Origin of the sequence: Streptomyces sp. NBC_01788, assembly GCF_035917575.1 — a bacterium.
Classification (GTDB): Bacteria; Actinomycetota; Actinomycetes; order Streptomycetales; family Streptomycetaceae; genus Streptomyces.
Map to the genome: position 1 here is coordinate 4379374 of NZ_CP109090.1, position 23047 is coordinate 4402420.

At 72.4% G+C, this 23047-nt stretch carries 21 protein-coding genes; 11 read left to right on the top strand and 10 right to left on the bottom strand.

Features of this window, described 5'->3' with window-relative positions; all coding sequences use genetic code 11:
- Positions 1-77: 77 nt before the first annotated feature.
- The gene (locus OIE49_RS19875) at positions 78-569 is read right to left on the bottom strand and encodes an inorganic diphosphatase (protein WP_100568598.1); all 492 of its coding nucleotides are present in this window, start codon (positions 567-569) and stop codon (positions 78-80) included.
- A gap of 79 nt (positions 570-648) precedes the next feature.
- On the opposite strand from OIE49_RS19875, the gene dacB reads away from it, so the two are divergent.
- The 6 genes from dacB (at position 649) to folE (ending at position 8560) form a co-directional block, all read left to right on the top strand.
- On the top strand, positions 649-2259 hold the full coding sequence (dacB, locus tag OIE49_RS19880) for a D-alanyl-D-alanine carboxypeptidase/D-alanyl-D-alanine endopeptidase (RefSeq protein WP_326803483.1): 1611 nt from the start codon (positions 649-651) through the stop codon (positions 2257-2259).
- Positions 2260-2474: 215 nt separating this feature from the next.
- Complete coding sequence (locus tag OIE49_RS19885) at positions 2475-3614, top strand: zinc-dependent metalloprotease (RefSeq protein ID WP_326803484.1); 1140 nt, start codon at positions 2475-2477, stop codon at positions 3612-3614.
- A 193-nt stretch (positions 3615-3807) separates the two neighbouring features.
- Positions 3808-5019 (top strand): tRNA lysidine(34) synthetase TilS, encoded by a 1212-nt coding sequence (gene tilS, locus OIE49_RS19890; protein ID WP_326803485.1) that lies wholly within the window; start codon positions 3808-3810, stop codon positions 5017-5019.
- 76 nt (positions 5020-5095) lie between these two features.
- On the top strand, positions 5096-5656 hold the full coding sequence (hpt, locus tag OIE49_RS19895) for a hypoxanthine phosphoribosyltransferase (RefSeq protein WP_326806279.1): 561 nt from the start codon (positions 5096-5098) through the stop codon (positions 5654-5656).
- 184 nt (positions 5657-5840) lie between these two features.
- Positions 5841-7880, top strand: coding sequence for an ATP-dependent zinc metalloprotease FtsH (gene ftsH / locus OIE49_RS19900; protein WP_326803486.1), 2040 nt, complete (start codon positions 5841-5843; stop codon positions 7878-7880).
- 74 nt (positions 7881-7954) lie between these two features.
- On the top strand, positions 7955-8560 hold the full coding sequence (gene folE, locus OIE49_RS19905; RefSeq protein ID WP_100568521.1) for a GTP cyclohydrolase I FolE: 606 nt from the start codon (positions 7955-7957) through the stop codon (positions 8558-8560).
- Positions 8561-8624: 64 nt separating this feature from the next.
- Here folE and OIE49_RS19910 read toward each other — a convergent pair whose 3' ends face one another.
- The 6 genes from OIE49_RS19910 to OIE49_RS19935 all read right to left on the bottom strand — a co-directional run bounded on the left by OIE49_RS19910 (position 8625) and on the right by OIE49_RS19935 (position 13677).
- The gene (locus tag OIE49_RS19910) at positions 8625-9113 is read right to left on the bottom strand and encodes a DUF3180 domain-containing protein (RefSeq protein WP_100568522.1); all 489 of its coding nucleotides are present in this window, start codon (positions 9111-9113) and stop codon (positions 8625-8627) included.
- 65 nt (positions 9114-9178) lie between these two features.
- On the bottom strand, positions 9179-9790 hold the full coding sequence (folK, locus tag OIE49_RS19915) for a 2-amino-4-hydroxy-6-hydroxymethyldihydropteridine diphosphokinase (RefSeq protein WP_326803487.1): 612 nt from the start codon (positions 9788-9790) through the stop codon (positions 9179-9181).
- Positions 9787-10146 carry a dihydroneopterin aldolase gene (gene folB, locus OIE49_RS19920; protein WP_100568524.1) on the bottom strand — a complete coding sequence of 120 codons (360 nt, stop codon included), beginning with the start codon at positions 10144-10146 and terminating at the stop codon, positions 9787-9789. Before folB ends, folK begins: the two co-directional genes overlap by 4 nt.
- Positions 10147-10394: 248 nt before the next feature.
- Positions 10395-10898: a nuclear transport factor 2 family protein gene (locus OIE49_RS19925; protein WP_100568525.1), complete on the bottom strand. Its 504-nt coding sequence runs from the start codon at positions 10896-10898 to the stop codon at positions 10395-10397.
- A complete protein-coding gene (folP, locus tag OIE49_RS19930) occupies positions 10895-11797 on the bottom strand; it encodes a dihydropteroate synthase (RefSeq protein ID WP_326803488.1) in 903 nt (300 codons plus the stop codon). Before folP ends, OIE49_RS19925 begins: the two co-directional genes overlap by 4 nt.
- Positions 11798-11898: 101 nt before the next feature.
- Positions 11899-13677 carry a phosphatidylglycerol lysyltransferase domain-containing protein gene (locus OIE49_RS19935; protein WP_401786766.1) on the bottom strand — a complete coding sequence of 593 codons (1779 nt, stop codon included), beginning with the start codon at positions 13675-13677 and terminating at the stop codon, positions 11899-11901.
- 260 nt (positions 13678-13937) lie between these two features.
- On the opposite strand from OIE49_RS19935, the gene OIE49_RS19940 reads away from it, so the two are divergent.
- Positions 13938-15065, top strand: a complete 1128-nt coding sequence (locus tag OIE49_RS19940; protein ID WP_326803490.1) for an alpha/beta hydrolase — start codon at positions 13938-13940, stop codon at positions 15063-15065.
- A 124-nt stretch (positions 15066-15189) separates the two neighbouring features.
- Positions 15190-16638, top strand: a complete 1449-nt coding sequence (locus OIE49_RS19945; protein WP_326803491.1) for a hypothetical protein — start codon at positions 15190-15192, stop codon at positions 16636-16638.
- A 58-nt stretch (positions 16639-16696) separates the two neighbouring features.
- Here the strand turns inward: OIE49_RS19945 and OIE49_RS19950 are convergent, their stop codons facing one another.
- Together OIE49_RS19950 and OIE49_RS19955 are read right to left on the bottom strand one after the other, a co-directional pair.
- Positions 16697-18019, bottom strand: a complete 1323-nt coding sequence (locus OIE49_RS19950) for a PH domain-containing protein (RefSeq protein WP_326806280.1) — start codon at positions 18017-18019, stop codon at positions 16697-16699.
- A 128-nt stretch (positions 18020-18147) separates the two neighbouring features.
- Complete coding sequence (locus tag OIE49_RS19955) at positions 18148-18654, bottom strand: PH domain-containing protein (RefSeq protein WP_100568530.1); 507 nt, start codon at positions 18652-18654, stop codon at positions 18148-18150.
- A gap of 31 nt (positions 18655-18685) precedes the next feature.
- On the opposite strand from OIE49_RS19955, the gene OIE49_RS19960 reads away from it, so the two are divergent.
- Positions 18686-19837, top strand: a complete 1152-nt coding sequence (locus OIE49_RS19960; RefSeq protein ID WP_326803493.1) for an NADH-quinone oxidoreductase subunit D — start codon at positions 18686-18688, stop codon at positions 19835-19837.
- Here the strand turns inward: OIE49_RS19960 and OIE49_RS19965 are convergent.
- Positions 19802-20782: an SAM-dependent methyltransferase gene (locus tag OIE49_RS19965; RefSeq protein ID WP_326806281.1), complete on the bottom strand. Its 981-nt coding sequence runs from the start codon at positions 20780-20782 to the stop codon at positions 19802-19804. The genes OIE49_RS19960 and OIE49_RS19965 overlap by 36 nt on opposite strands.
- A 279-nt stretch (positions 20783-21061) precedes the next feature.
- Here OIE49_RS19965 and OIE49_RS19970 point away from each other — a divergent pair, with 279 nt between their 5' ends.
- Both OIE49_RS19970 and OIE49_RS19975 read left to right on the top strand, forming a co-directional pair.
- The gene (locus OIE49_RS19970) at positions 21062-22267 is read left to right on the top strand and encodes a sensor histidine kinase (protein ID WP_326803494.1); all 1206 of its coding nucleotides are present in this window, start codon (positions 21062-21064) and stop codon (positions 22265-22267) included.
- Between the two features lie 83 nt (positions 22268-22350).
- Positions 22351-23022 carry a response regulator transcription factor gene (locus tag OIE49_RS19975; RefSeq protein ID WP_326803495.1) on the top strand — a complete coding sequence of 224 codons (672 nt, stop codon included), beginning with the start codon at positions 22351-22353 and terminating at the stop codon, positions 23020-23022.
- The last annotated feature ends 25 nt before the right edge of the window (positions 23023-23047 follow it).

Here is a 23047-nt window from a genome sequence, read left to right on the forward strand (position 1 = left end):
GCGCAGACGGAGGCACCGGTATGCGAACGGCCGCACCGCCCCCGTGGGGACGGTGCGGCGCGTGGGAGGCGCGGGGCTCAGTGACCGCCGTGCTCCTGGAAACGCTTGATGGAACGCTCGATCTCCGCCTCGGCGTCGGAGCGGCCCACCCAGTCGGCGCCCTCGACGGACTTGCCGGGCTCCAGGTCCTTGTAGACCTCGAAGAAGTGCTGGATCTCCAGGCGGTCGAACTCCGACACGTGGTGGATGTCCCGCAGGTGCTCCACACGCGGGTCGGACGCCGGCACGCACAGCAGCTTGTCGTCGCCGCCGGCCTCGTCGGTCATCCGGAACATGCCGATCGCGCGGCACTTGATGAGGCAGCCGGGGAAGGTCGGCTCGTCCAGGATGACCAGCGCGTCCAGCGGGTCGCCGTCCTCGCCGAGGGTGTTCTCGACGAAGCCGTAGTCCGCCGGGTAGCTGGTCGAAGTGAAGAGTCGACGGTCCAGGCGGATACGACCGGTCTCGTGGTCCACCTCGTACTTGTTCCGCGAACCCTTCGGAATCTCGATCGTGACGTCGAACTCCACCGGTGGCTCCTCCATGATCAGCACATAGTTCTGGTGATTAAGTGTCCCTCACGCAGGTGTGTGATCGCGAAAGGGGCTGGTGGTCGTGCCGGAGCTGAGAGCCTGGCGGGCCGCGAGACCGCGCCTGGCCCGTCTCGCACGGGCCGCACGGCCGCGGCTCGTACGGGCCGCGCGGACCGTGAGACCGCGGGTCGCGCAACTCACGGAGGCCGCCGGAACGCGGCTCACCAAGCCGAAGACCTGGCACTACACCGCGGGTGCCGCCACGGCCGGGCTGGCGCTCGCCGCCGGTGTGGTGACCGCCGCCGGGCCCTGGGACTCCTCCGGCCAGCGTACGGCCGAGCGGGACCGGGCCGCGGCCCTGGGGCGCACGGGTGGCGCAGATCACGGTCGCCGGACCGGTACGCCGGATCCGTCGGATGCGTCCGATGTGTCCGGGTTGGACGGCGGGGCGAAGCCCGCGCCCAGTGCCGTCCCGGTGCTGGTGGGCCTCGGCGGGGCAGGCGACCCGGCGCGGCCTGCGTCGGACGCCTCGGCCCTCGCGGCCGCCCTGGACCCGCTGCTGCGGGACTCCGCCCTCGGCACCCGCCACGCGGCGGCCGTCCTCGACGTCACCACCGGCGAGCGGCTCTACGGCCAGGCCGCCGGAGACCCGCACGTCCCCGCCTCCACCACCAAGATCGCCACCGCCGTCGCCGCGCTGTCCGCCCTCGGCGCCGACCACCGGCTCACCACCCGCGCCGCCCTGGAACCCGGCACCGGGAAACTCGTCCTGATCGGGGGCGGCGACCCCACGCTCACCGCACGCAAGGACGCCGGGAACCTGGCCAGCCTGCGCACCCTCGCGGCCGACACGGCGACCGCGCTGAGCAAGCGGCATGTGACCGAGGTGACGCTCTCCTACGACACCACCCTGTACGCCGGTACCTCCCTGCACCCCATCGGCGTGAACGACAACCTCGCCCCGGTCACCGCCCTGATGGCCGACGAGGGCCGCACCGGCGACTCGACCAGCGGCCCGGCCCCGCGCGTGGCCGACCCGGCGGCGGACGCGGCCCGCGCCTTCGCCGACCTGCTGTCCGGCCACGGCGTACGGACCACGGTCGCCGGCGCGGCCGGGGCGACGGGCCGCGCGGAGACCCTGGCCACCGTCTCCTCGCCCCCGCTGTCGAGCCTGGTCGAACGGATGCTCACCAACAGCGACAACGACATCGCCGAGGCCCTGGCCCGCCAGACGGCCACCGCGACGGGCGGGCGGCCCGACTTCGCCGGGGGCGCCGCCGCGATCACCGCCCAGCTGAAGAAGCTGGGCCTGCCCCTGACGGGCGCCGACTTCCACGACGGCAGTGGACTCGACCGCGCCGACCGGCTCACCGCGGAGCTGCTCACGGCCCTGCTGGCCAAGGCGGCCGACCCGGCCGACCCCGCCCTCCGCCCGGTCCTCACCGGCCTCCCCGTCGCCGGCTTCACCGGCACCCTGACCAGCCGCTACGCGGACGGCGCGGCCGGGCTCGTACGGGCCAAGACGGGCACGCTGACGGGCGTCAACACCCTCGCGGGCACGCTCGTCGCCCGCAACGGCCACCTCCTGGCCTTCGCCTTCCTCGCGGAGGACACCACGGCCCCGGAAGCGGCCCAGACGGCCCTGGACCACGCGGCCACCACCCTGGCTACCTGCGCCTGCACCTGACGACCCGGCCCGGGCGCGGCGGGTCCCGCCGGTTTCGTACCGGCCCTCTGCCACGGCCGCACGGGTGGCGCGGTCCTGCCCCGAGCCGGGTCCCTGCAGACCCGGGCGTCCCGAGGGGCGACTCGGTGCACCGGGGGCACGGCCGGCACACAAAGGGCACATTCGCCCAGCGTCACGGCCTGCCCCGAGTGGCGGGGCTCACGTACCGTTGACACATGACGAGCATCGGTGGTGCGGCAAGTTCCGGGATGGTCGACTGGAATCTCGCGGTCGCGACCGCGACCCGGCTGGTGCGGCCGGGGCCCGAGGTGAGCCGGGACGAGGCCCGGGCGGTCGTCGCGGAACTGCGCCGGCACGCCAAGGCGTCCGAGGGGCACGTGCGCGGCTTCACCCGCCTGGGTACGCGCGGGACGGACGACACCCCCGTGCTCGTGGTCGACCGCCCCGGCTGGATCCGGGCGAACGTCGCCGGTTTCCGGGAGATCCTCAAACCGCTCCTGGACAAGATGCAGGAGCGGCGCGGCGGTACCCCCGGCGGCGCGGTCCTCGGCGCCGTCGGCGGCAAGGTCACCGGCGTGGAACTCGGGATGCTGCTGTCCTTCCTCGCCTCCCGCGTCCTCGGCCAGTACGAGACCTTCGCCCCCGCCACCCGCGAACTGTCGGCCGGTGACGGCTCGCCCGGCGGCGGCCGGCTGCTGCTCGTCGCCCCCAACATCGTCCACGTCGAGCGCGAACTCGACGTCGACCCCCACGATTTCCGGCTGTGGGTGTGCCTGCACGAGGAGACCCACCGCACGCAGTTCACCGCCGTGCCCTGGCTGCGCGACCACCTCGAGGGCGAGATCCAGTCCTTCCTGGCGGAGACGGACGTCGACCCCATGGCCCTCCTGGAGCGCATCCGCGAGGCCGCCCAGTCCCTGGCGGGCGGCCGCCCCGAGGCCGAGGAGGACGACGGCGGCCACTCCCTGGTCGAGATGGTCCAGTCCTCGGCCCAGCGCGAGATCCTCGGCCGCCTCACCGCCGTGATGTCCCTCCTGGAGGGCCACGCCGACTTCGTGATGGACGGCGTCGGCCCGGACGTCGTGCCGTCCGTGGCGGAGATCCGCGAGAAGTTCCAGCAGCGCCGTGCCAAGGGCGCCTCCCGCCTGGACATGGCCCTGCGCAAGCTGCTCGGCCTGGACGCCAAGCTGCGCCAGTACCGCGACGGCGAGCGCTTCGTGCGCGCGGTCGTCGAGCAGGTCGGCATGGACGGCTTCAACCGGGTGTGGACCTCCCCCAACACCCTCCCCACCAAGGGGGAGATCTCGAAGCCGGCGGACTGGATCGCACGGGTGCACCGCAGGGCCGAACCGTGACCATGTGTGCGACGTCCGGACGAGGAATCCGGCCTACGGCAGGCGAACGCCGCTTCAATCACTCGTCCGAGGGACCGTGAGCCATGCGTAGGCGTGCAATGCTCGGGGAACGGCCTGTTTCTGTCACCATCGACGCACTCTGAGTGACCGATATCGGGCTCACCCCCCGAAGACTCCGTGAAGGGAACCGGACATGGGTCCCCATCCTGCGGTCGCGGCGATACGCCTGGCGGTACGCCGCGTCCTCCACGACATCCTCGACGAACAGCTCTCGCCCCACCCCGCGCAACCGGCCGCGCACGCTCGGCCCGGCCCCCTGGCCGCGCAACTCCCCGGGCAGCCCCCGCTCGGCGCGTCGAAGCCGGGCCGCGTCCGGGCGACCGCCGCGCAGGCCGCCCACGGCTCGCCGGCCGCCCACGCCGCACCGGCGGCGCATGCCGCCCCGGACACACGGGCCGCCCCGGACACACCGGCCCCGTACGAGCGTCCGCCGTCGCCGCTCGTGCTCGTGGCCTGCTCCGGCGGCGCCGACTCCATGGCGCTCGCCTCCGCCCTCGCCTTCGAGGCCCCCAGGCTCGGCGTCCGGGCCGGCGGTGTCACCGTCGACCACGGCCTGCAGGCAGGCTCCGAGATGCGCGCCGACGAGGTCGCCCAGCGGCTGCGTGCCCTCGGCCTCGACCCGGTCGAGGCCGTCGCCGTCACCGTCGGCCGCGACGGCGGTCCGGAAGCCGCCGCCCGCGACGCCCGCTACGCCGCCCTCGACGCCGCGGTCGAGCGCCACGGCGCCCACGCCGTCCTGCTCGGCCACACCCGCGACGACCAGGCCGAGACGGTGCTCCTCGGCCTCGCCCGCGGCTCCGGCATCCGCTCCCTGTCCGGAATGGCCGCGGTCTCGGGGGCCGGCGGCCGTTACCGCCGCCCCTTCCTGCACATCGACCGGCAGACCGCCCGCAAGGCCTGCATGGTCCAGTCCCTGCCCGTCTGGGACGACCCGCACAACACCGACCCGGCCTACACCCGCTCCCGGCTGCGCCACGAGGGCCTCCCCGCCCTGGAGAAGGCCCTCGGCAAGGGCGTCGTGGAGGCACTCGCGCGTACCGCCCAGCTCTCCCGCGACGACGCCGACGCCCTCGACGCCTGGGCGGGCCAGGCCGAGGCCACCGTCCGCGACGACGCCGGCCGCCTGGAGTGCGCCAAGCTGTACGCCCTGCCGCCCGCCGTGCGCCGCCGCATCCTGCGCCGGGCCGCCATCGACGCCGGCGCTCCGGCCGGGTCGCTGTTCGCCCGGCACATCGAGGAGGTCGACCGGCTGATCACCGGCTGGCGCGGGCAGAAGGCCATCAACCTGCCCGGCAGGGTGGTTGCCCAGCGGCAGGGTGGCAGACTGGTGATTCGGCAAGGCTGAACAGGGCCCCTCCCGCCGGTCCGCTGACGCGGAGTCCGGAGGAGGGCCGTCGACGCCGGTGAGACGACCGAAAGTGATGCGGGTGGACGCGAAAGACATGGGTGCCGACCTCGAGAAGGTGCTCATCACCAGGGAAGAGATCGACGCGAAGCTGGCTGAGCTGGCGGCGAAGATCGACGCGGAGTACGCGGGCAAGGACCTGCTGATCGTCGGCGTCCTCAAGGGCGCGGTGATGGTCATGGCGGACCTCGCCCGGGCGCTGTCCACCCCGCTCACCATGGACTGGATGGCCGTGTCGTCCTACGGCGCGGGCACCCAGTCCTCCGGCGTGGTGCGGATCCTCAAGGACCTCGACACCGACATCAAGGGCCGGCACGTCCTGATCGTCGAGGACATCATCGACTCCGGCCTGACCCTCTCCTGGCTGATCTCCAACCTCGGTTCGCGCGAGCCCGCCTCCCTGAAGGTGTGCACGCTGCTCCGCAAGCCGGAGGCGGCGAAGGTCGCCATCGACGTGGAGTGGGTCGGTTTCGACATCCCGAACGAGTTCGTGGTCGGCTATGGCCTGGACTACGCCGAGAAGTACCGGAACCTGCCGTTCGTCGGTACGCTCGCACCCCACGTCTACGGCGGCTGACCCCGAAGGGCTCAAGCGCGGAACGTGATCGGGAACCCCGGCGGCGCCGGAGCCGTTGGAGCAAGCAGACGGATACGTCGGCCCTACCGTGCGGCTTCGAGCCCCGATGCTGGGGTACCGTCAGAAGAACTGTCTTATCAAACTCACTGTGGCAGGAGGGACGGGGCGGCACCGCTCCGTATGGATGGACGTGAAGCGATACTTCCGTGGGCCGGTCATGTGGATCGTGCTGGCCGTCCTTGCCGTGGTCGTGTTGATGAATGTCGTCGGTCAGTCCGGCGGCTACAAGACGGTTGACACGGGCAAGGTCGTTGCGGCGATCAATGACAACAGGGTCCAGCAGGCCAAGCTGGTCACGGGCGACGAGCAGACCATCAAGGTCGAGCTCAAGGACGGCCTGAAGGTCGACGGCAGCTCGAAGATCCAGGCGAGCTACATCGGCGACCAGGGCGTGACCATCGCCAACACGCTGCAGACCAAGTACCAGGACAAGCAGATCCCGAAGGGCTACACGGTCTCGCCGTCGAAGCAGAGCCCCTTCGTCGGCATCCTGCTCACGCTGCTCCCCTTCGTCCTCATCGTGGTCGTCTTCCTGTTCCTGATGAATCAGATGCAGGGCGGCGGCTCCCGGGTGATGAACTTCGGCAAGTCGAAGGCCAAGCTCATCACCAAGGACACCCCGAAGACGACGTTCGCGGACGTCGCGGGCGCGGACGAGGCCGTCGAGGAGCTCCACGAGATCAAGGAGTTCCTCCAGGAGCCGGCCAAGTTCCAGGCCGTCGGGGCGAAGATCCCCAAGGGCGTGCTGCTCTACGGCCCGCCCGGCACCGGCAAGACCCTGCTCGCGCGTGCTGTCGCGGGCGAGGCCGGCGTTCCGTTCTACTCGATCTCCGGTTCCGACTTCGTCGAGATGTTCGTCGGCGTCGGCGCCTCCCGTGTCCGCGACCTGTTCGAGCAGGCCAAGGCGAACGCCCCGGCGATCGTCTTCGTCGACGAGATCGACGCGGTCGGCCGCCACCGCGGCGCCGGCCTCGGCGGCGGTCACGACGAGCGCGAGCAGACGCTGAACCAGCTGCTGGTCGAGATGGACGGCTTCGACGTCAAGGGCGGCGTGATCCTGATCGCGGCCACCAACCGGCCCGACATCCTCGACCCGGCGCTGCTGCGTCCGGGCCGCTTCGACCGGCAGATCGCCGTGGACCGCCCCGACATGCAGGGCCGTCTGGAGATCCTCAAGGTCCACCAGAAGGGCAAGCCGGTCGCGCCCGACGTCGACCTGTCCGCCGTCGCCCGCCGCACCCCCGGCTTCACGGGTGCCGATCTGTCCAACGTCCTGAACGAGGCCGCGCTGCTCACGGCCCGCAGTGACAAGAAGCTGATCGACAACCACATGCTGGACGAGGCGATCGACCGCGTGGTCGCGGGCCCGCAGAAGCGGACCCGGATCATGTCGGACAAGGAGAAGAAGATCACCGCGTACCACGAGGGCGGTCACGCCCTGGTCGCGGCGGCCTCGCCGAACTCCGACCCGGTCCACAAGATCACGATCCTGTCCCGCGGCCGGGCCCTCGGCTACACGATGGTCCTGCCCGACGAGGACAAGTACTCCACGACCCGCAACGAGATGCTGGACCAGCTCGCCTACATGCTGGGCGGCCGCGCGGCCGAGGAGCTGGTCTTCCACGACCCGACGACGGGCGCGGCGAACGACATCGAGAAGGCCACCACCACGGCCCGTGCGATGGTCACCCAGTACGGCATGACCGAGCGGCTGGGCGCGATCAAGTTCGGCGGCGACAACACCGAGCCGTTCCTCGGACGTGAGATGGCTCACCAGCGCGACTACTCGGAAGAGGTCGCCGCGCTGGTGGACGAGGAAGTCAAGAAGCTCATCGAGAACGCGCACAACGAGGCCTGGGAGATCCTGGTCGAGAACCGCGACGTCCTCGACAACCTCGTCCTGGCCCTCCTCGAGAAGGAGACCCTGGGCAAGGAGGAGATCGCCGAGGTCTTCTCCCAGATCGTCAAGCGGCCGCCGCGGCCCGCGTGGACCGGCTCGTCCCGCCGGACCCCGTCGACCCGCCCGCCCGTGCTCTCCCCGAAGGAGCTCGCGCTGACGAACGGAGCCAACGGCTCGACGGCGGCGATCAGCACCGTCAAGTCCACGGCGACGGAGCCCGCCCCGGCCACGGAGCAGGTGCCGGAGGACCGTCCGGACAACTGACCGGAGGCCCGCGCAGGGTCCACCTGCCCCGGAATGCATGCCCGCAGATCAGACACACAGGAACGAGGCTTCACATGACCGACCCCGTGACGCTGGACGGCGAGGGCTTCCTCGGCGAGTTCGACGAGAAGCGCGCCGAGAACGCCGTGCGCGAACTCCTCATCGCGGTCGGCGAGGACCCGGACCGTGAAGGCCTGCGGGAGACACCGGCACGGGTGGCCCGGGCGTACAAGGAGATATTCGCGGGCCTGTGGCAGCAGCCCGAGGACGTGCTGACGACGACGTTCGACCTGGGTCACGACGAGATGGTGCTGGTCAAGGACATCGAGGTGTTCTCGACCTGCGAGCACCACCTCGTGCCGTTCCGTGGCGTCGCGCACGTCGGCTACATCCCGTCCACCAACGGGAAGATCACGGGGCTTTCGAAGCTGGCCCGGCTCGTGGACGTCTACGCCCGCCGCCCTCAGGTGCAGGAGCGGCTCACCACCCAGATCGCGGACTCGCTGATGGACATCCTGGAGCCGCGCGGTGTGATCGTCGTGGTGGAGTGCGAGCACATGTGCATGTCGATGCGGGGCATCCGCAAGCCCGGCGCGAAGACCATCACCTCGGCGGTGCGCGGTCAGTTGCGGGACGCGGCGACGCGGAACGAGGCGATGAGCCTCATCATGGCGCGCTGACGCGCCCGGCGCCCGGCGCCCGGCCGCGCCCGCCCGCCCAGCCGGCGTACGCCGTCCGCCCGGCTCATGCCGTCGGCTGCGCCCCCGGCGGGTTCTGGTCGTCGTCCTCGGGCAGCTTGCAGACCCGTTCGAGGAACAGGGCGGCCGCTATCACCGCGATCCCGGCGAGGACCGAGAAACCGGCGTAGAAGGCCTGGTCGCGGCGGGCGGGGATGTCGAGGAGTTCCAGCAGGGCGACGCCCGTGCCGCCGTACACGCCGGCGACAAGGGCGGCGACCAGGGCACTGGCCTGGCCGAAGACGACCGCGCGGGCGGCCATCATGGGGTCGACACCCTTGGCGCCGGGCCTGCGCTCGCGCTGTGCCTTCAGCCGGGCCCGCAGGGAGAGCGCCGTGGCCAGGAGGACCGCGGCGATCAGGGCGAGGACGATGGGGGCGGCCAGCGGGACGCCGGGGAGCGTCCCCACCGCGGTCCACAGCCGGGCGCCCGCCCAGGACAGCACTCCGGCGACGACGAACACGCCTGCCAGCAGCCTGATACGCAGCTCTCTCACAGTGTCCCTTCAGCTCCCCCGGACCGGGGCCGGTCGCAGACCTTGCGTCGCCCTGACCTTAACGACTACTCGGGCAGCCGGAGTTCCAGGTCCGCCCGCGGCTCGACGCCCGCGCGGGTGAGCGCGGTCAGCAGATCGGCCACCGCGCCGCGGCCCGCGAGCTGCGCCTCCGGGTCCACGTCGTACCACGGGGCGAGGACGAAGGCGCGCTCGTGCGCCCGCGGGTGAGGGAGCGTGAGAACCGGGTCGTCGGAGACGTTCTCCGCGTAGGCGACGATGTCGACGTCGAGGGTGCGCGGACCCCAGCGCTCGTCGCGGACCCGACTGAAGGCCTCCTCGATGGCGTGGGCGCGCTCCAGCAGGGAGGACGGCGGCAGCGTGGTCTTCAGGACCACCACCGCGTTGAAGTACGACGGCTGGGAGCCGGGCTCGACGCCCCACGGCTCCGTCTCGTAGACCGGGGAGACGGCCTTGATGCGGACGCCGGGGGTGTCCTCCAGGGCGTCGACGGCACCCTGGAGGGTCTCCAGGCGGTTGCCGAGGTTGGAGCCGATCGAGATCACGGCTCGCTTGGGGTTCTGCAGGGTGGTGTCGGCGGCGTCGACCTTCTCGACGACCGAGGCGGGCACCGGCTGGACGGTCGGGTCGGTGGGCCCTTTGGTGAAAGGCACGTTCATACTCGGCTCCGGGTGATGGTGACGGTCACGTCGTCGAAGGGCACGGTGATCGGGGCGTCCGGCTTGTGGACGCAGACCTCGACCTCCAGGACCCCGCCGTGCTTCAGACAGACCTGGGCGATGCGCTCGGCGAGCGTCTCGATGAGGTTCACGGGCTCGCCCTCCACCACGGCCACGACCTCCTCGGCCACGATGCCGTAGTGCACGGTCTTCGCCAGGTCGTCGTCGGCCGCGGCCGGCCGGGTGTCGACTCCCAGGACGATGTCCACGAGGAAGGTCTGGCCCTCCTCGCGTTCCTTGGGGAACACACCGTGGTGCCCGCGGGCCCTCAGGCCGCGCAGCGCGACACGATCCACGCGAATCACTCCTGCAATCGTCGGCGGCGACCGGTCCCTGCCGCGTACGGGCGGCACACCGGCCTGGCACGAATCTACCTGCGGGCACTGACGGAGCCGGGCCGCGGGGAGGCGGGGCGAGCCGGACCCGGCAGGTTTCACCGTGTGTTTCCCCTGGAGAACCCGGATGCTCACGGACCGGTGGGCGGCCCTTCTCCCGCAGTCCGTGATTCCGGCCACTCCGCGTTCCTGCTCAGGCGCCTACCCACTCAGGCGGGTGTGTCGTCGTCCTCGGCACCGTCGTTTTCGGCCAGAACCGGGGAGGCGTGATGGGACCAGAGCTTCCAGCCGATGCCGGTGCGCCGGAAGACATTGGTGGCGACGACGAGCTGTCCCACCAGCGGGCCGAGCTCGCCGCCGGCCGCCGGGGCGGGGCCGCCGCTGAGGATGTTCTCCGTGCAGTTCACCAGGGCGGTGTCGCCGGTCACCGAGACGTGCACGTCGGTGAGGAAGAACTGGATGTAGTCGGTGTTCGCCATGATCAGCGCGTAGGAGCGCAGCACCTCGCCCCGTCCGGTGAGCACGGGCCAGCCGGGGTGCACGCAGGAGACCACCCCGGTGTCGGCCGGGTCGTGGTACTCCTCGTCGACGCCCAGGTCGGAGGGGGTGAGCCAGAGCGCGGACAGCTCCTCGAAATCACCTCGCTCCAGGGCCTCGTAGTAGGCGGTGTTGGCGGCCTCCACCTGTTCGACGTCGGTGTGGGGCGCGCTCACCGGTCTCCTTCGGCGGGCCTGTCCGCCGGGCCCGCGGGGGTGCGTGCCTGTTCCACGGCGCGGGCGACGCGTACCGCGTCCGCCGTGGCGCGGACCTCGTGGACGCGGACGGCCCAGGCGCCGGCGTGCGCGGCGAGGGCGGAGACGGCGGCGGTGGCGGCGTCGCGCTCGCGCGCGGGCGGGGGCGCGCCCTCCGGGCCGGCCAGCACCTGCCCGAGGAAGCGCTTGCGGGAGGCGGCGACCAGCACGGGGTGGCCGAGCCCGCGCAGGCGGTCGAGGCGGGCCAGGAGCGCGAGGTCGTGCCCGGCCTCCTTGGAGAAGCCGAGGCCGGGGTCGACGACGACGCGGTCGGCGGCGATCCCGCCCTCCAGGACGGCCTCCACGCGCGCGTGGAGCTCGTCGACGACCTCGGTGACGACGTCCTCGTACACCCCGCGGACGTTGCCGCCCTCCAGGAAGCCGCGCCAGTGCATGACAACGAAGGGCGCGCCCGCGTCCGCGACCACGGGGATCATCGCGGGATCCGCGAGGCCGCCGCTGACGTCGTTGACGAGGGCGGCACCGGCCGCGAGCGCCTGCTCGGCGACGCGGGCGCGCATGGTGTCGACGGAGATCGTGACGCCCTCGGCGGCGAGGCCGCGCACCACGGGGATGACGCGCCGCAGCTCCTCCGCCTCGTCGACGCGGCTGGCGCCGGGCCGGGTGGACTCGCCGCCGACGTCGACCAGGTCCGCGCCCTGGGCGACCAGGTCCAGGCCGTGCTTGACGGCGATGGTCGTGTCGAACCAGCGGCCTCCGTCGGAGAAGGAGTCGGGGGTCACGTTCACGACCCCCATGACCGCGCACCGGCCCCACGCCGGAAGGCCCGCCACGCGGCCGCGCCCGCTGAAGTTGCTCATACGTTCAGCGTAGGCCCCGCCTCCTGGGCCTTCGTGCCGTGGCCCGGACGGAACCCCCCTGTGCTGGAGGGGATGGGGGTTCCGCCCGGGCCGGTCCCGGGTCATGCCGCGCGGACGTCCGGTTCCGCCACCGAGTGAGCGCAGGGGCTCTGGGCGGCGGAACGGCGGCGCAGGAAGCGCGGCAGCGGCAGGGCGAGGTGGACGAAGCCCTCGGCCTGCATGGCGGCGAAGCCGATGCGGGGCAGGTCGGAGGAGGCGCGGTAGACGACGAACCGCGGCTCCCAGCGGGGCTGGAACTTGGCGTTGAACTTGTACAGCGACTCGATCTGGAACCAGCGGGAGAGGAAGACCAGCAGCCCGCGCCAGGCGCGCAGCACCGGGCCGGCGCCGATCTTCTCGCCCCGCGCCAGCGCCGAGCGGAACATCGCGAAGTTCAGCGATATACGGGTGATGCCGAATTTCGGGGCGGCCTGGAGCGCCGCCACGATCAGCAGTTCGTTCATGCCGGGGTCGGCCGAGCGGTCGCGCCGCATCAGGTCCAGGGACACGCCGTCCTCGCCCCAGGGCACGAAGTGCAGGATCGCCTTCAGATCGCCGTACTCGCCCGGCTCCGCGTCCTGCTTGTGGGCGGTGGCGATGAGGCAGTCGCCGTCGGCCGGGTCGCCGATGCGGCCGAGCGCCATGGAGAAGCCGCGTTCGGTGTCGGTGCCGCGCCAGTCCTCGGCGGCCCGCCGGACCCGCTCCAGCTCGGTGGCGCCGAGGTCACGGATGCGCCGCACCCGGGTTTCGTAGCCGGCTCGCTCGATGCGCTTGACCATCTGGCGGACGTTGCGCATCGCGCGTCCGGCGAGCGAGAAATCCGCGACGTCGACCACCGCCTCGTCGCCCAGTTCCAGCGCGTCCAGGCCGGTCTCCCGGGTCCACACCTCGCCGCCGGTCTCGGAGCAGCCCATCACGGCGGGCGTCCAGGAGTGGGCCCTGGCCTCGTCCATGAAGCGCTCGATGGCGCCCGGCCAGGCCTCGACGTCGCCGATCGGGTCGCCGCTGGCGAGCATCACGCCGGAGACGACGCGGTACGTCACCGCCGCCTTGCCGCTGGGGGAGAACACGACGGCCTTGTCACGGCGCAGCGCGAAGTGGCCGAGGGAGTCGCGGCCGCCGTGCCGGGCCAGCAGCTCGCGCAGCCTGCTCTCGTCCTCCTCGGTCAGGCGTGCCGCCGGGTGCTCGGGGCGGAAGGCCAGGTAGACGGTGGTGACGGCGGTGAGCCAGCCGAGGGCGCCGAGGGAGAAGGCGACGGTCCAGGAGGTGTTGCCCTGGTAGTCCACCGGGCCCTCGAAGCCGATCAGGCCGTAGACGACATGGGTCAGCCGGTCCGCCACGCTGGGGTCGCCGACCATGCGGTGCGTGTGCACGCTGACGATGATCATGCCCAGGGCCAGTGAGCCGGCGCTCATGAGGACGAAGTTGGCCAGCGCCCGCCAGCGGCTGCGCGGGTCCGGCAGCGCGGCGAACTCGCCGCGGTGGAACAGCAGCGGCGCGAGCAGCGCCAGCGAGATGACCAACCCGACCACGGAGTGCCGGTAGACGAACTCCGCGGCCGCGCCGGCCGGCAGCAGGGCCACGGCCGCGCGCCAGGCCCGGCGCTTGCGCCGCCTCAGGCCGTGCGCGAGCAACAGCAGCAGCACGCCCACGCTGAGCGAGAGCGCCGCGGCGAACGGCCCGAACGAGCCCGGCAGCACCTCGGCCATGGCGTGCATCCGGCTGTGCCGGAAGCGCGGGAAGACGCCCGCGGCGATGTCCAGGAGGCCGACGACCGCGCAGGCCCTGGCGACCAGCGCGGGGACGGCCTCGGGGCGCGGGCCGCGCAGTATGCGCCGCATCCTGCTGGATCGGTCCGGAACCCCGTCCGACAATTCCCCATCTATCCTGACAGACATCGCATCCCGTAGTTCTGCGAGAGACCTTGAATCCGGTGCCGATCCGGGCATCCGGCGACATTGCGCCCTCTAGGACGGTGTCTCGGGGAGAGAGGTTCACTCCCCGCCGGAAAGTCGGGTCAAAGGGCAGGGAAAGCCCAGGGCAAGCCCTCGCAAGGAAGCGTCGGCGGGCCCTGAGGCGGGAAGTGCAGGCAGGGAAGCCCATGGGTCTCACGAGCAACAAGGTGCTGGTACTGGCGATTCTCCTCGCCGTGCTGCTGTTCGCCGGCACGGTGTGGCTCTGGCCGCGTCTGGCCCGCCGTACCTGGCACGCGGTGACCGGACGCGTCGGCATGCTGCTGGCCACCCAGGTGGCGATCTTCGTCTGCGTCGCACTCGCCGCCAACCAGGCCTTCGGCTTCTACGCCAGCTGGGCGGACCTGTTCGGGCGGGAGAACGCGCCGGGGGTCGTCGTCGACAACTCCGCGCACGGCCGCTCCGGAGGCCCCCTCCAGGTGATCGGCACCCAGCAGGTGCGGCTGGGCGACGGCGACCGGCCCCACGTCTCCGGCCAGATCCAGCAGGTCGGCATCGTGGGCCGTACGACACACATCGCCTCGCCCGCGTTCGTCTACCTGCCGCCGGAGTACTTCCAGCCGCAGTACCGGACCCGTACCTTCCCGGCGGCCGTGGTCCTCACCGGCTACCCGGGCACCGCGCAGGCGCTGATCAGCAAGCTGCGCTACCCGCACACCGCGCAGGAGCTGGCCAGGACCGGGCGGGTGCAGCCGATGATCCTGGTGATGCTGCGGCCCACGGTGGCGCCGCCGCGGGACACGGAGTGCGTGGACGTCCCGGGCGGTCCGCAGACCGAGACGTTCTTCGCCAAGGACCTGCCGGACGCGCTCCTCGCGCACTACCGGGTCGGAAGGAAGCCGGGCAGCTGGGGCATTGTCGGCGATTCCACGGGCGGTTACTGCGCACTGAAACTCGCCCTTCACCATCCCGAGGTGTATGCCGCGGGTGCGGGCCTGTCCCCGTACTACAGGGCGCCCATCGATCCGACCACGGGTGATCTTTTCCAGGGAGACAGGAATCTCCGGAACCGTGCCGATCTGCTGTGGAGCGTCAAGCACCTGCCGGCGCCCGACACTTCGCTGCTCGTCACCAGCAGCAGGCTCGGCGAGGGCAACTACAGGTCGACGCTCAGGTTCATCGACGCGGTGAAGGCGACGAACAGGACGCGGATCGCGTCCATCATCCTCGACAGCGGCGGCCACAACTTCAACACCTGGCGGCGCGAGATCCCGGCGACGTTGCAGTGGATGAGCGGCCTGCTGGGCGACCGCTGAAAATGATCTTTGAAGGGGAGGGAAACGCGGCCGGAACTCCCTTCGGCGCATGAAGGTTTCGTTATGGCTGTCTTTTTGTGGGGCGGCCCGACATGATTCAGGTACGCGCGGTAAGTTTCTGGCCATGTCACGTGGACGTCATCGCCATTCCCCACCCCTGCACAGGCTGTTGCCGTCTTCGGTGATCGCCGGCGTCTCCGTCGTCTGCGCCCTGGGCCCCTGGGCGTTCACGGACGCGGCGGTGCTGCGGTTGCTCGCCGGGACCGCTGCGGTGACCGCTGTTCTCGGCGCGGTCGTCATGCGCCGCTGGGACGCGCAGGCCGGACGGCAGGTAGCCGACCTCACGCGCGCGCGTGTGAGCGACGAGTGGCGATTCGAGGAACGGATCGCCGAACTCGAGACCGACCTCGAGGAGTCACGCGAACTGCGCGGCCGCCTTGAGGAGAAGCTGCGCGCCCGGCGCACGGAACTCGCGGGGCTGCGCAACGAGCACGCGGCACTGCTGCGGCGGTACGCCACGGCGGAGACAGAGCGCGCGAGCGCGCTGGAGGGCCGCCGCCTGCTGGAGATCGAGACCGGCCCCGACGTGCTCGCGCTGCCTGCCGCACCGACGGACGCCGTGGACGCGGCGGATGTCACGGACGGCGAGGGTGCAGACGTCGACGTCGCGGACGTCGAGGGTGCGGAGACGCACGAGTCCGCGGCTCCCGCGACCGGGCCGGCCGAGAAGAGGCCGGGGGCCACGGCGCCCGGCGCGTTCTCCCCGGAGGGGTCCGAGCTGTACCTGCGCGCCGAGGCTGCCCTGTCGCGGTTGGGCAACGACGGCGCCCGGGCGGCGAGGACGGACGAGGCGGCCAAGGCGGGTACCTCGGCGGAAGCTGACACGGCGTCGGAGACCGACCCGGTGCGGGAAGCGTCCGTACCGGCGGACGGCGACGCCGACCCGGAGTCCGCGCGGGAGTCCGCGACGGACGAGACGGACGAGGCGCACGAGCGCGCGGCGGCCACGGACGAGGCGGGTACGGAGACCGAGCCCGCCGAGACCGCCGAGCCCGCCGACCGGGAGGACTCCGCGGAGTCGACCGGGGCGACCGAGGCGGTTGAGCCCGCCGAGCCGGTCGACCTGTCCATCGCGGCCGCGGCCGCGGTCGATTCGGGTGAGCTGGCCGCACCTGCCTCCTCCGCACCCGCCCCCGCCGTGCCGGCTTCCTCCGCCAAGGAGGTCGAGTCGGCCAAGCCCGCGCCTCGGCTGCCCTCCGGGCACTTCACCGTGCCGACCGCGGTGGCCGTCGTACCGGCCGCGCCCACGCGGCGCCCGCTGGTCGAGGGCGGCTTCGACTTCTTCGGCACGAAGGGGGACGGTTCGGCCACCGAGTCGGACACCGTACGGAACGACGGCCTCGGCGACGTGGTGGGCCAGGAGTCGCTCGCCCCGCACAAGGCGGAGGCCGAGTCCCAGTACAAGCCGGCCGACGCCGACGCGCCGGCCGCCGGCCATCAGATCATCGACCTGACGGCCCACGACGAGACGGAACAGATCACCCTTCCGGGGCTGCGCACCGCGGCCTCCTGAGGCCCGTCCTCCGCGACGCCGGGCACGCGCCCGGCGTCGCACCAGGGTCGCCCACCGGTCAGGTCATCCACCGGTCCGGCCGCGCGCTCCGGCGGCCCGTGCGCGACCTCTCCGCCTGGGCCCGCAGCAGCCGGTCCGCCTCCCGCGCGTCCCGCAGCCGGGCCGTCACGGTCCGGCCGGCCCCGTTGTCCACGTGCACGCCGGCGAGGCCCCACACACGCTGCCAGGGCCCCTGCCGCAGCCGTACGCTCTGCACTTTCGCGTGCGGCACCAGTGCGAGCCGGCGCCGCAGCAGTCCGTGCCGCGCGGCGAACACCGCGTCGGTGACGGCGATCCCGTGGCCGCGCCACCACACCGGCGCGCACCACCGGGCGCGCCGCGGCGGCCGGAGCAGGCCGGAGGCCTGAGGCACCGTCACCCCGGGCAGAACCCGGGCGATCACCGACTCGGCGACCTCCCGCGGAGCGACCGGCAGCAGCAAGGTGTTCGACGACCCGGCGACGTCCAGCTCGACCCGCACCCAGCCGCGCCACCGCCACAGCAGCGGCTCCACGATCCGTACGGTCTGCACCCGCCCCGGCGGCACCGTCTCGTGCGTGCGGTCCAGCAGCCCCCGGTCGATCCGCAGCCCGTCGGGCGATTCGCCCACCACCCAGTCGTACTCGGCGGCGAAGCGTCCCGCGCTGTTCGCCACGGCGCTGCCGAGCAGCGGCAGGACGGAGGCGAGCACTGTCCACAGGCTGTGGGTGGCCAGCCACAGCAGCGGCGGTACGACGGCGGCGGCGACCAGCGACACCCAGGTCGCGCCGGTCAGCAGCAGCGAGACGGCGATCAGGCGCCCGGGTACACGGACCAGTTCCCGCGCGGGTGCCTCACCGACCTCGCGCGCCGTCTCCGGTGCGAACCCGGCCGCACGCGCGAGCAGTTCGGCGCGCAGCGCCCGCGCCTCCTCCTCGCCGAGGAAGGCGAGTTCGTCCTTCTTGTCCGTCCCTACGACGTCGAGTTTCAGCTTGGCCACGCCCGCGACCCGGGCGAGCAGCGGCCGGGTGACGTCGACGGCCTGGATCCGCTCCAGCCGGATGTGCGCGGTGCGGCGGAAGAACAGCCCGGTGCGGATGCGCAGTTCGGTGTCGGTCACCGCGAAGTGTGTGAACCACCAGGACAGGAAGCCGTAGAGGGCGGCCAGGGGTATGACGAGCGCGAGCCCGGTCACCAGCGTGGTCGTCGTCAGCCGCGTCAGGTGCCGCTGCGCCTGGTCGGGGTCGTGCACGGCCCAGCCCGTGAGCACGGCGACCGGCGCCCACGCCCGTCTCAGGGGCGTGACGGGATGCAGCCGCCGCTCGGTCACGGGCAGCCCGCCGGGTACGGCCGCGTCGTTCACGGCCTGTTCGGATATGCCGCCGTCGCTCACAGCCTCTTCGGACGCGGCCTGTCCGGGCACGGCTTCCCCACATATGGCTTTCCCGCGTATGGCTTCCCCGCGTACGGCCTCGTCGCCCTCCGCCGCCGTCACAGCCCCGCCGATCGTGCCTCGCCGAGTTCGGTGAGCCGGTCACGCAGCCGTTCCGCCTCGGCCGGGTCGAGGCCGGGGATGATCGCGTCGGTCGCGGCGGCAGCCGTGTGCAGCTGCACGGTGGCCAGCCCGAAGTGCCGCTCCACGGGCCCGGAGGTGACCTCGACGAGCTGCATCCGCCCGTAGGGCACCACGGTCTCCTCGCGCCACAGCACGCCCCGGCTGATCAGCAGGTCGTCGGCGCGCTCGGCGTACCGCCACGAGCGCCAGTTGCGGCCGAGCAGCACCCAGCCCCACGCCATCAGCGCCAGCGGCAGCAGGGCGAACGCCGACCAGGCGAGGCCGGCCAGCAGGCCCGGCAGCAGCCCCGCGGCCAGGGCGAACAGGCCCAGCCACACCACCAGCAACAGCCGGCGCATCCGCAGCAGGCCGCGCGGCAGTGCCCGCCACACCGGTTCGTCCCCGGCCGCAGCCCGCTCGTCCTCCCGGCTCCCCGTTTCCATGGGGCAAGCGTACGTACGAGAGACTGTGTCCATGACTCCTACGACGGAGACCACGGTCGGGATCGGCGGCGCCGCGGAGAGCACCGACATGGTGCTGAACATCGGGCCGCAACACCCGTCCACGCACGGTGTGCTGCGGCTGAAGCTGGTGCTGGACGGCGAGCGCATCAAGCGCGCGGAGCCGGTGATCGGCTATATGCACCGCGGCGCGGAGAAGCTGTTCGAGGCACGGGACTACCGCCAGATCATCATGCTGGCCAACCGCCACGACTGGCTGTCGGCCTTCTCCAACGAGCTGGGCGTGGTCCTCGCCGTGGAGCGGATGCTCGGCATGGAGGTGCCCGCGCGCGCGGTGTGGACGCGCACCCTGCTCGCCGAGCTGAACCGGGTGCTCAACCACCTGATGTTCCTCGGCTCCTACCCGCTGGAGCTGGGCGGCATCACCCCGGTCTTCTACGCGTTCCGGGAGCGCGAGGTCCTCCAGAACGTCATGGAGGAGGTCTCCGGCGGCCGGATGCACTACATGTTCAACCGGGTCGGCGGCCTGAAGGAGGACCTGCCGGCCGGCTGGTCCACGCGCGCGCGTGCCGCGGTGGCCGCCGTACGCTCGCGCATGGACGTCTTCGACGACCTGGTGCTCGGCAACGAGATCTTCCGCGGACGCACCCGGGGCGTGGGCGTCCTGACACCGCGGGCCGTGCACGCCTACGGCGTGAGCGGTCCGATCGCGCGCGGGGCGGGCGTCGACTTCGACCTGCGCCGCGACGAGCCGTACCTGGCGTACGGAGAGCTCCAGGACACCTTGAAGGTGGTCACCCGGCAGGAGGGCGACTGCCTGGCCCGCTTCGAGTGCCTGCTGGAGCAGACCCACAACGCGCTGGACCTCGCCGACGCCTGTCTGGACCGGATGGCCGAGCTGCCGCCCGGCCCGATCAACCAGCGGCTGCCCAAGGTCCTCAAGGCGCCCGAGGGGCACACGTACGCGTGGACCGAGAACCCGCTCGGCATCAACGGCTACTACCTGGTCAGCAAGGGTGAGAAGACGCCGTACCGGCTGAAGCTGCGTTCGGCGTCGTACAACAACATCCAGGCGCTCACCGAGCTGCTGCCGGGCACGCTGGTGGCGGACATGGTGGCCATCCTGGGGTCAATGTTCTTCGTGGTCGGGGACATCGACAAATAGGGCCGCCGCGTCCGCCTCCGCGAGGCCGGCCGGGTGCGCCAGCCAGCCGAAGTCGCCGAGCCCGCCCGGCGCGGTGAGTTCGGCGGCCTCCCCGGCGCGCGCGAGGGAGCGTACGTACTCCGAGGGGCGCGTGGAGGCGAGGCTGAGCGGGGGGCGTGCGCCGGTGACTCCCAGGGCGTGCAGGGCCTCGCGCTGTGTCAGCAGCCGGGCGCCCTCAGGCGCGCTCGCGGCGCAGGCGTCCAGGGCCACGTGCGCCGTGATGTCGCACGACCCGTCCGGCACCGGTGCCGTCTCCCGGCCCTCCCGGAAGCCCGTGAGCGTTCCGAAGGGCGGTCGCGCCCCGGCCGTGTGCGCGTAGTCGACGGCGACCGCGAGGCCCCGTTCGACCCGCGAGACCGCGGCGGCCCAGGCGGTGTCGCGGGGCAGCCCGATCTCCGCGCGCAGGCCCTGCTCGGCGGCCAGCGGCCACCACCGGTCCAGCCACCGCGCCCGCGCTCCCGTCACCGGCTCCCCGAGCCGTTCGGCGCCGTCCCGCCGTACGAGGACCTGCCGGGGCACGCCCGCGGAGTCCACCTCCACGACCTCCACCGGCACGTTGTCCAGCCACTCGTTGGCGAACAGCAGCCCGGTGATCCCCCGCGGTGGCTGCTCCGACCACGCGATCCGGCCGTCCAGGCCCTCCGGCCGGGCGGCGATCTCGACCGCGTGCACGCGCGTGCGTGCCGCCACGTCCGCGGGCAGCGCGGCGAGCACGCCCGCCGCCAGCTCGCCCCGCCCGGCCGCCATGTCGACGAAGTCGAGCGCCGCCGGGCGGCCCAGCGCCCGGTCGACCCGGCACAGCAGCCGCGCCACGGCCGCCGCGAACAGCGGCGAGGCGTGCACGGACGTACGGAAGTGGCCGGCCGGGCCCTCGGGCCGCCGGTAGAAGCCGTCCGGCCCGTACAGGGCCTCCTCGGCCGCTGGCCGCCAGCCGCGCCACTCCTCGGCCCGGCCGCCCGCCGCGCTCTGCGCCGTGGCGCGCGCGGGGGTGCGCTCGGGGCCGTCCGCCGTGGTGCGCTCGGGGCTGTCCGCCGGGTCTTCCGTCACCCCGACAGACTAGGGTCCGCCCGGTGGGGCGAGGCGCACAAATGATCACTGCCTCCACCTTGGGGAGTACGAGAGCCCCGTGCGGATCGGCCCTTCGGTTGACCCCGGCACCTGTGCCGCTTCCCTACTCTGGGTTACGTGCAGCGCCTCTATGACTTCATCCGCAGGCACCCGATGTGGGTGGACGGCTCCTGGGCCCTCATCCTCCTCGGGCTTTCCGGCGTGAGCGTGTCGAATCTCAACGGGGCGCCCGGCCACCACGGTTCGGTCCACGCGGGCCTCGCCCTGTCCTTCGTGCTGTGCGTGGTCGTCGCACTGCGCCGCCGGATGCCGGAGAAGATGCTGGTGCTGGCGGGCGCGGCGGGTGCGGCGCAGCTGGTCCTGGACGCCGAGACGATGGTCGCCGACTTCGCCATGCTGGTGATCATTTACACGGTCGCCGCGATCGGCGCCCGCTGGGCCAGCCGGTTCGCCCTGGCCGGCGGGCTGTGCGCGGCGACCCTCGCGCAGATCCGCTGGCCGCAGCACGACGCGAGCGCCCTGGGCAATGTCGCGATAACCGTCTTCCAGACGGTGCCGTTCGCCCTCGCCTGGGTGCTCGGCGACTCGGTGCGCACCCGCCGCGCCTACTTCGCGCAGTTGGAGGAGCGCGCCGCCCGTCTGGAGAAGGAACGCGAGGCGCAGGCCAAGGTCGCGGTCGCCGCGGAACGCGCCCGCATAGCGCGCGAGCTGCACGACGTGGTCGCGCACAACGTGTCGGTGATGGTGGTGCAGGCCGACGGCGCCGCCTACGTCCTGGACGCCGCGCCCGACCAGGCCAAGAAGGCCCTGGAGACGATCTCCTCCACCGGCCGCCAGGCCCTCGCCGAGATGCGCCGCCTGCTGGGCGTGCTGCGCACCGGGGAGCACCAGGAGGGCGGCGAGTACGTGCCGCAGCCCGACGTCGGCCAGATCGAGGACCTCGTCGAGCAGTGCCGGGGTTCCGGGCTGCCCGTCGACTTCAGGATCGAGGGCACCCCGCGCCCGCTGCCCAGCGGGGTCGAGCTCACCGCGTACCGCATCGTGCAGGAGGCCCTCACCAACACCCGCAAGCACGGCGGGCCGAACGCGGGCGCGAGCGTGCGCCTGGTCTACTTCGACGACGGGCTCGGACTGCTCGTCGAGGACGACGGCAAGGGCGCGCCGCACGAGCTGTACGAGGAGGGCGGCGCCGACGGGCATGGGCACGGCCTGATCGGCATGCGCGAACGCATCGGCATGGTGGGCGGCACCCTGGACGCGGGACCGCGCCCCGGCGGCGGCTTCCGCATCAGCGCCCTGCTGCCGCTCAAACCGGTGCACTGACACCGGCGCACACCGCACCCGCGCGAACCACCGAGGACGAACGGAGCCGACCCGCCGATGACGAACGGAAGAGGACCCACCCGATGACGATCCGCGTGATGCTCGTCGACGACCAGGTGCTGCTGCGCACAGGATTCCGGATGGTGCTCGCCGCCCAGCCGGACATGGAGGTCGTCGCGGAGGCGGGCGACGGTGTCGAGGCCCTCCAGGTGCTGCGTTCCACCGCCGTCGACGTGGTGCTGATGGACGTGCGCATGCCGAAGCTGGACGGTGTGGAGGCCACCCGCCGCATCTGCTCCGAGCCGGACCCGCCGAAGGTGCTCATCCTGACCACCTTCGACCTCGACGAGTACGCCTTCTCCGGGCTGAAGGCCGGCGCCTCCGGATTCATGCTCAAGGACGTGCCGCCCGGCGACCTGCTCGCCGCGATCCGCTCCGTGCACAGCGGGGACGCCGTCGTCGCGCCCTCCACCACCCGGCGGCTGCTCGACCGGTTCGCCCCGATGCTGCCCACGGCCGGCAAGGAGCCCCAGCACAAGGAGCTCCAGCGGCTCACCGAGCGCGAGCGCGAGGTCATGGTTCTGGTCGCGCAGGGCCTGTCGAACGGCGAGATCGCCGCCCGGCTGGTGCTGTCCGAGGCGACGGTGAAGACCCATGTGGGCCGCATCCTGACCAAGCTCGGCCTGCGGGACCGGGTGCAGGTGGTGGTCCTCGCCTACGAGACGGGACTCGTCCGGGCCGGCGGACACGGCTGAACGGGGTACGCGGCCATCGGTAGGG

What these genes read in the sequence shown, in the direction of transcription:
- OIE49_RS19940 (WP_326803490.1), top strand. Translation starts at nt 13,938, where the DNA reads ATGGGTCTCACGAGCAACAAGGTGCTGGTACTGGCGATTCTCCTCGCC.
- hpt (WP_326806279.1), top strand. Translation starts at nt 5,096, where the DNA reads ATGCGGGTGGACGCGAAAGACATGGGTGCCGACCTCGAGAAGGTGCTC.
- tilS (WP_326803485.1), top strand. Translation starts at nt 3,808, where the DNA reads ATGGGTCCCCATCCTGCGGTCGCGGCGATACGCCTGGCGGTACGCCGC.
- folK (WP_326803487.1), bottom strand. Translation starts at nt 9,790, where the DNA reads ATGAACGTGCCTTTCACCAAAGGGCCCACCGACCCGACCGTCCAGCCG.
- folP (WP_326803488.1), bottom strand. Translation starts at nt 11,797, where the DNA reads ATGAGCAACTTCAGCGGGCGCGGCCGCGTGGCGGGCCTTCCGGCGTGG.
- OIE49_RS19935 (WP_401786766.1), bottom strand. Translation starts at nt 13,677, where the DNA reads ATGCGGCGCATACTGCGCGGCCCGCGCCCCGAGGCCGTCCCCGCGCTG.
- ftsH (WP_326803486.1), top strand. Translation starts at nt 5,841, where the DNA reads ATGGACGTGAAGCGATACTTCCGTGGGCCGGTCATGTGGATCGTGCTG.
- folE (WP_100568521.1), top strand. Translation starts at nt 7,955, where the DNA reads ATGACCGACCCCGTGACGCTGGACGGCGAGGGCTTCCTCGGCGAGTTC.
- OIE49_RS19960 (WP_326803493.1), top strand. Translation starts at nt 18,686, where the DNA reads ATGACTCCTACGACGGAGACCACGGTCGGGATCGGCGGCGCCGCGGAG.
- OIE49_RS19955 (WP_100568530.1), bottom strand. Translation starts at nt 18,654, where the DNA reads ATGGAAACGGGGAGCCGGGAGGACGAGCGGGCTGCGGCCGGGGACGAA.
- OIE49_RS19975 (WP_326803495.1), top strand. Translation starts at nt 22,351, where the DNA reads ATGACGATCCGCGTGATGCTCGTCGACGACCAGGTGCTGCTGCGCACA.
- OIE49_RS19885 (WP_326803484.1), top strand. Translation starts at nt 2,475, where the DNA reads ATGACGAGCATCGGTGGTGCGGCAAGTTCCGGGATGGTCGACTGGAAT.
- OIE49_RS19945 (WP_326803491.1), top strand. Translation starts at nt 15,190, where the DNA reads ATGTCACGTGGACGTCATCGCCATTCCCCACCCCTGCACAGGCTGTTG.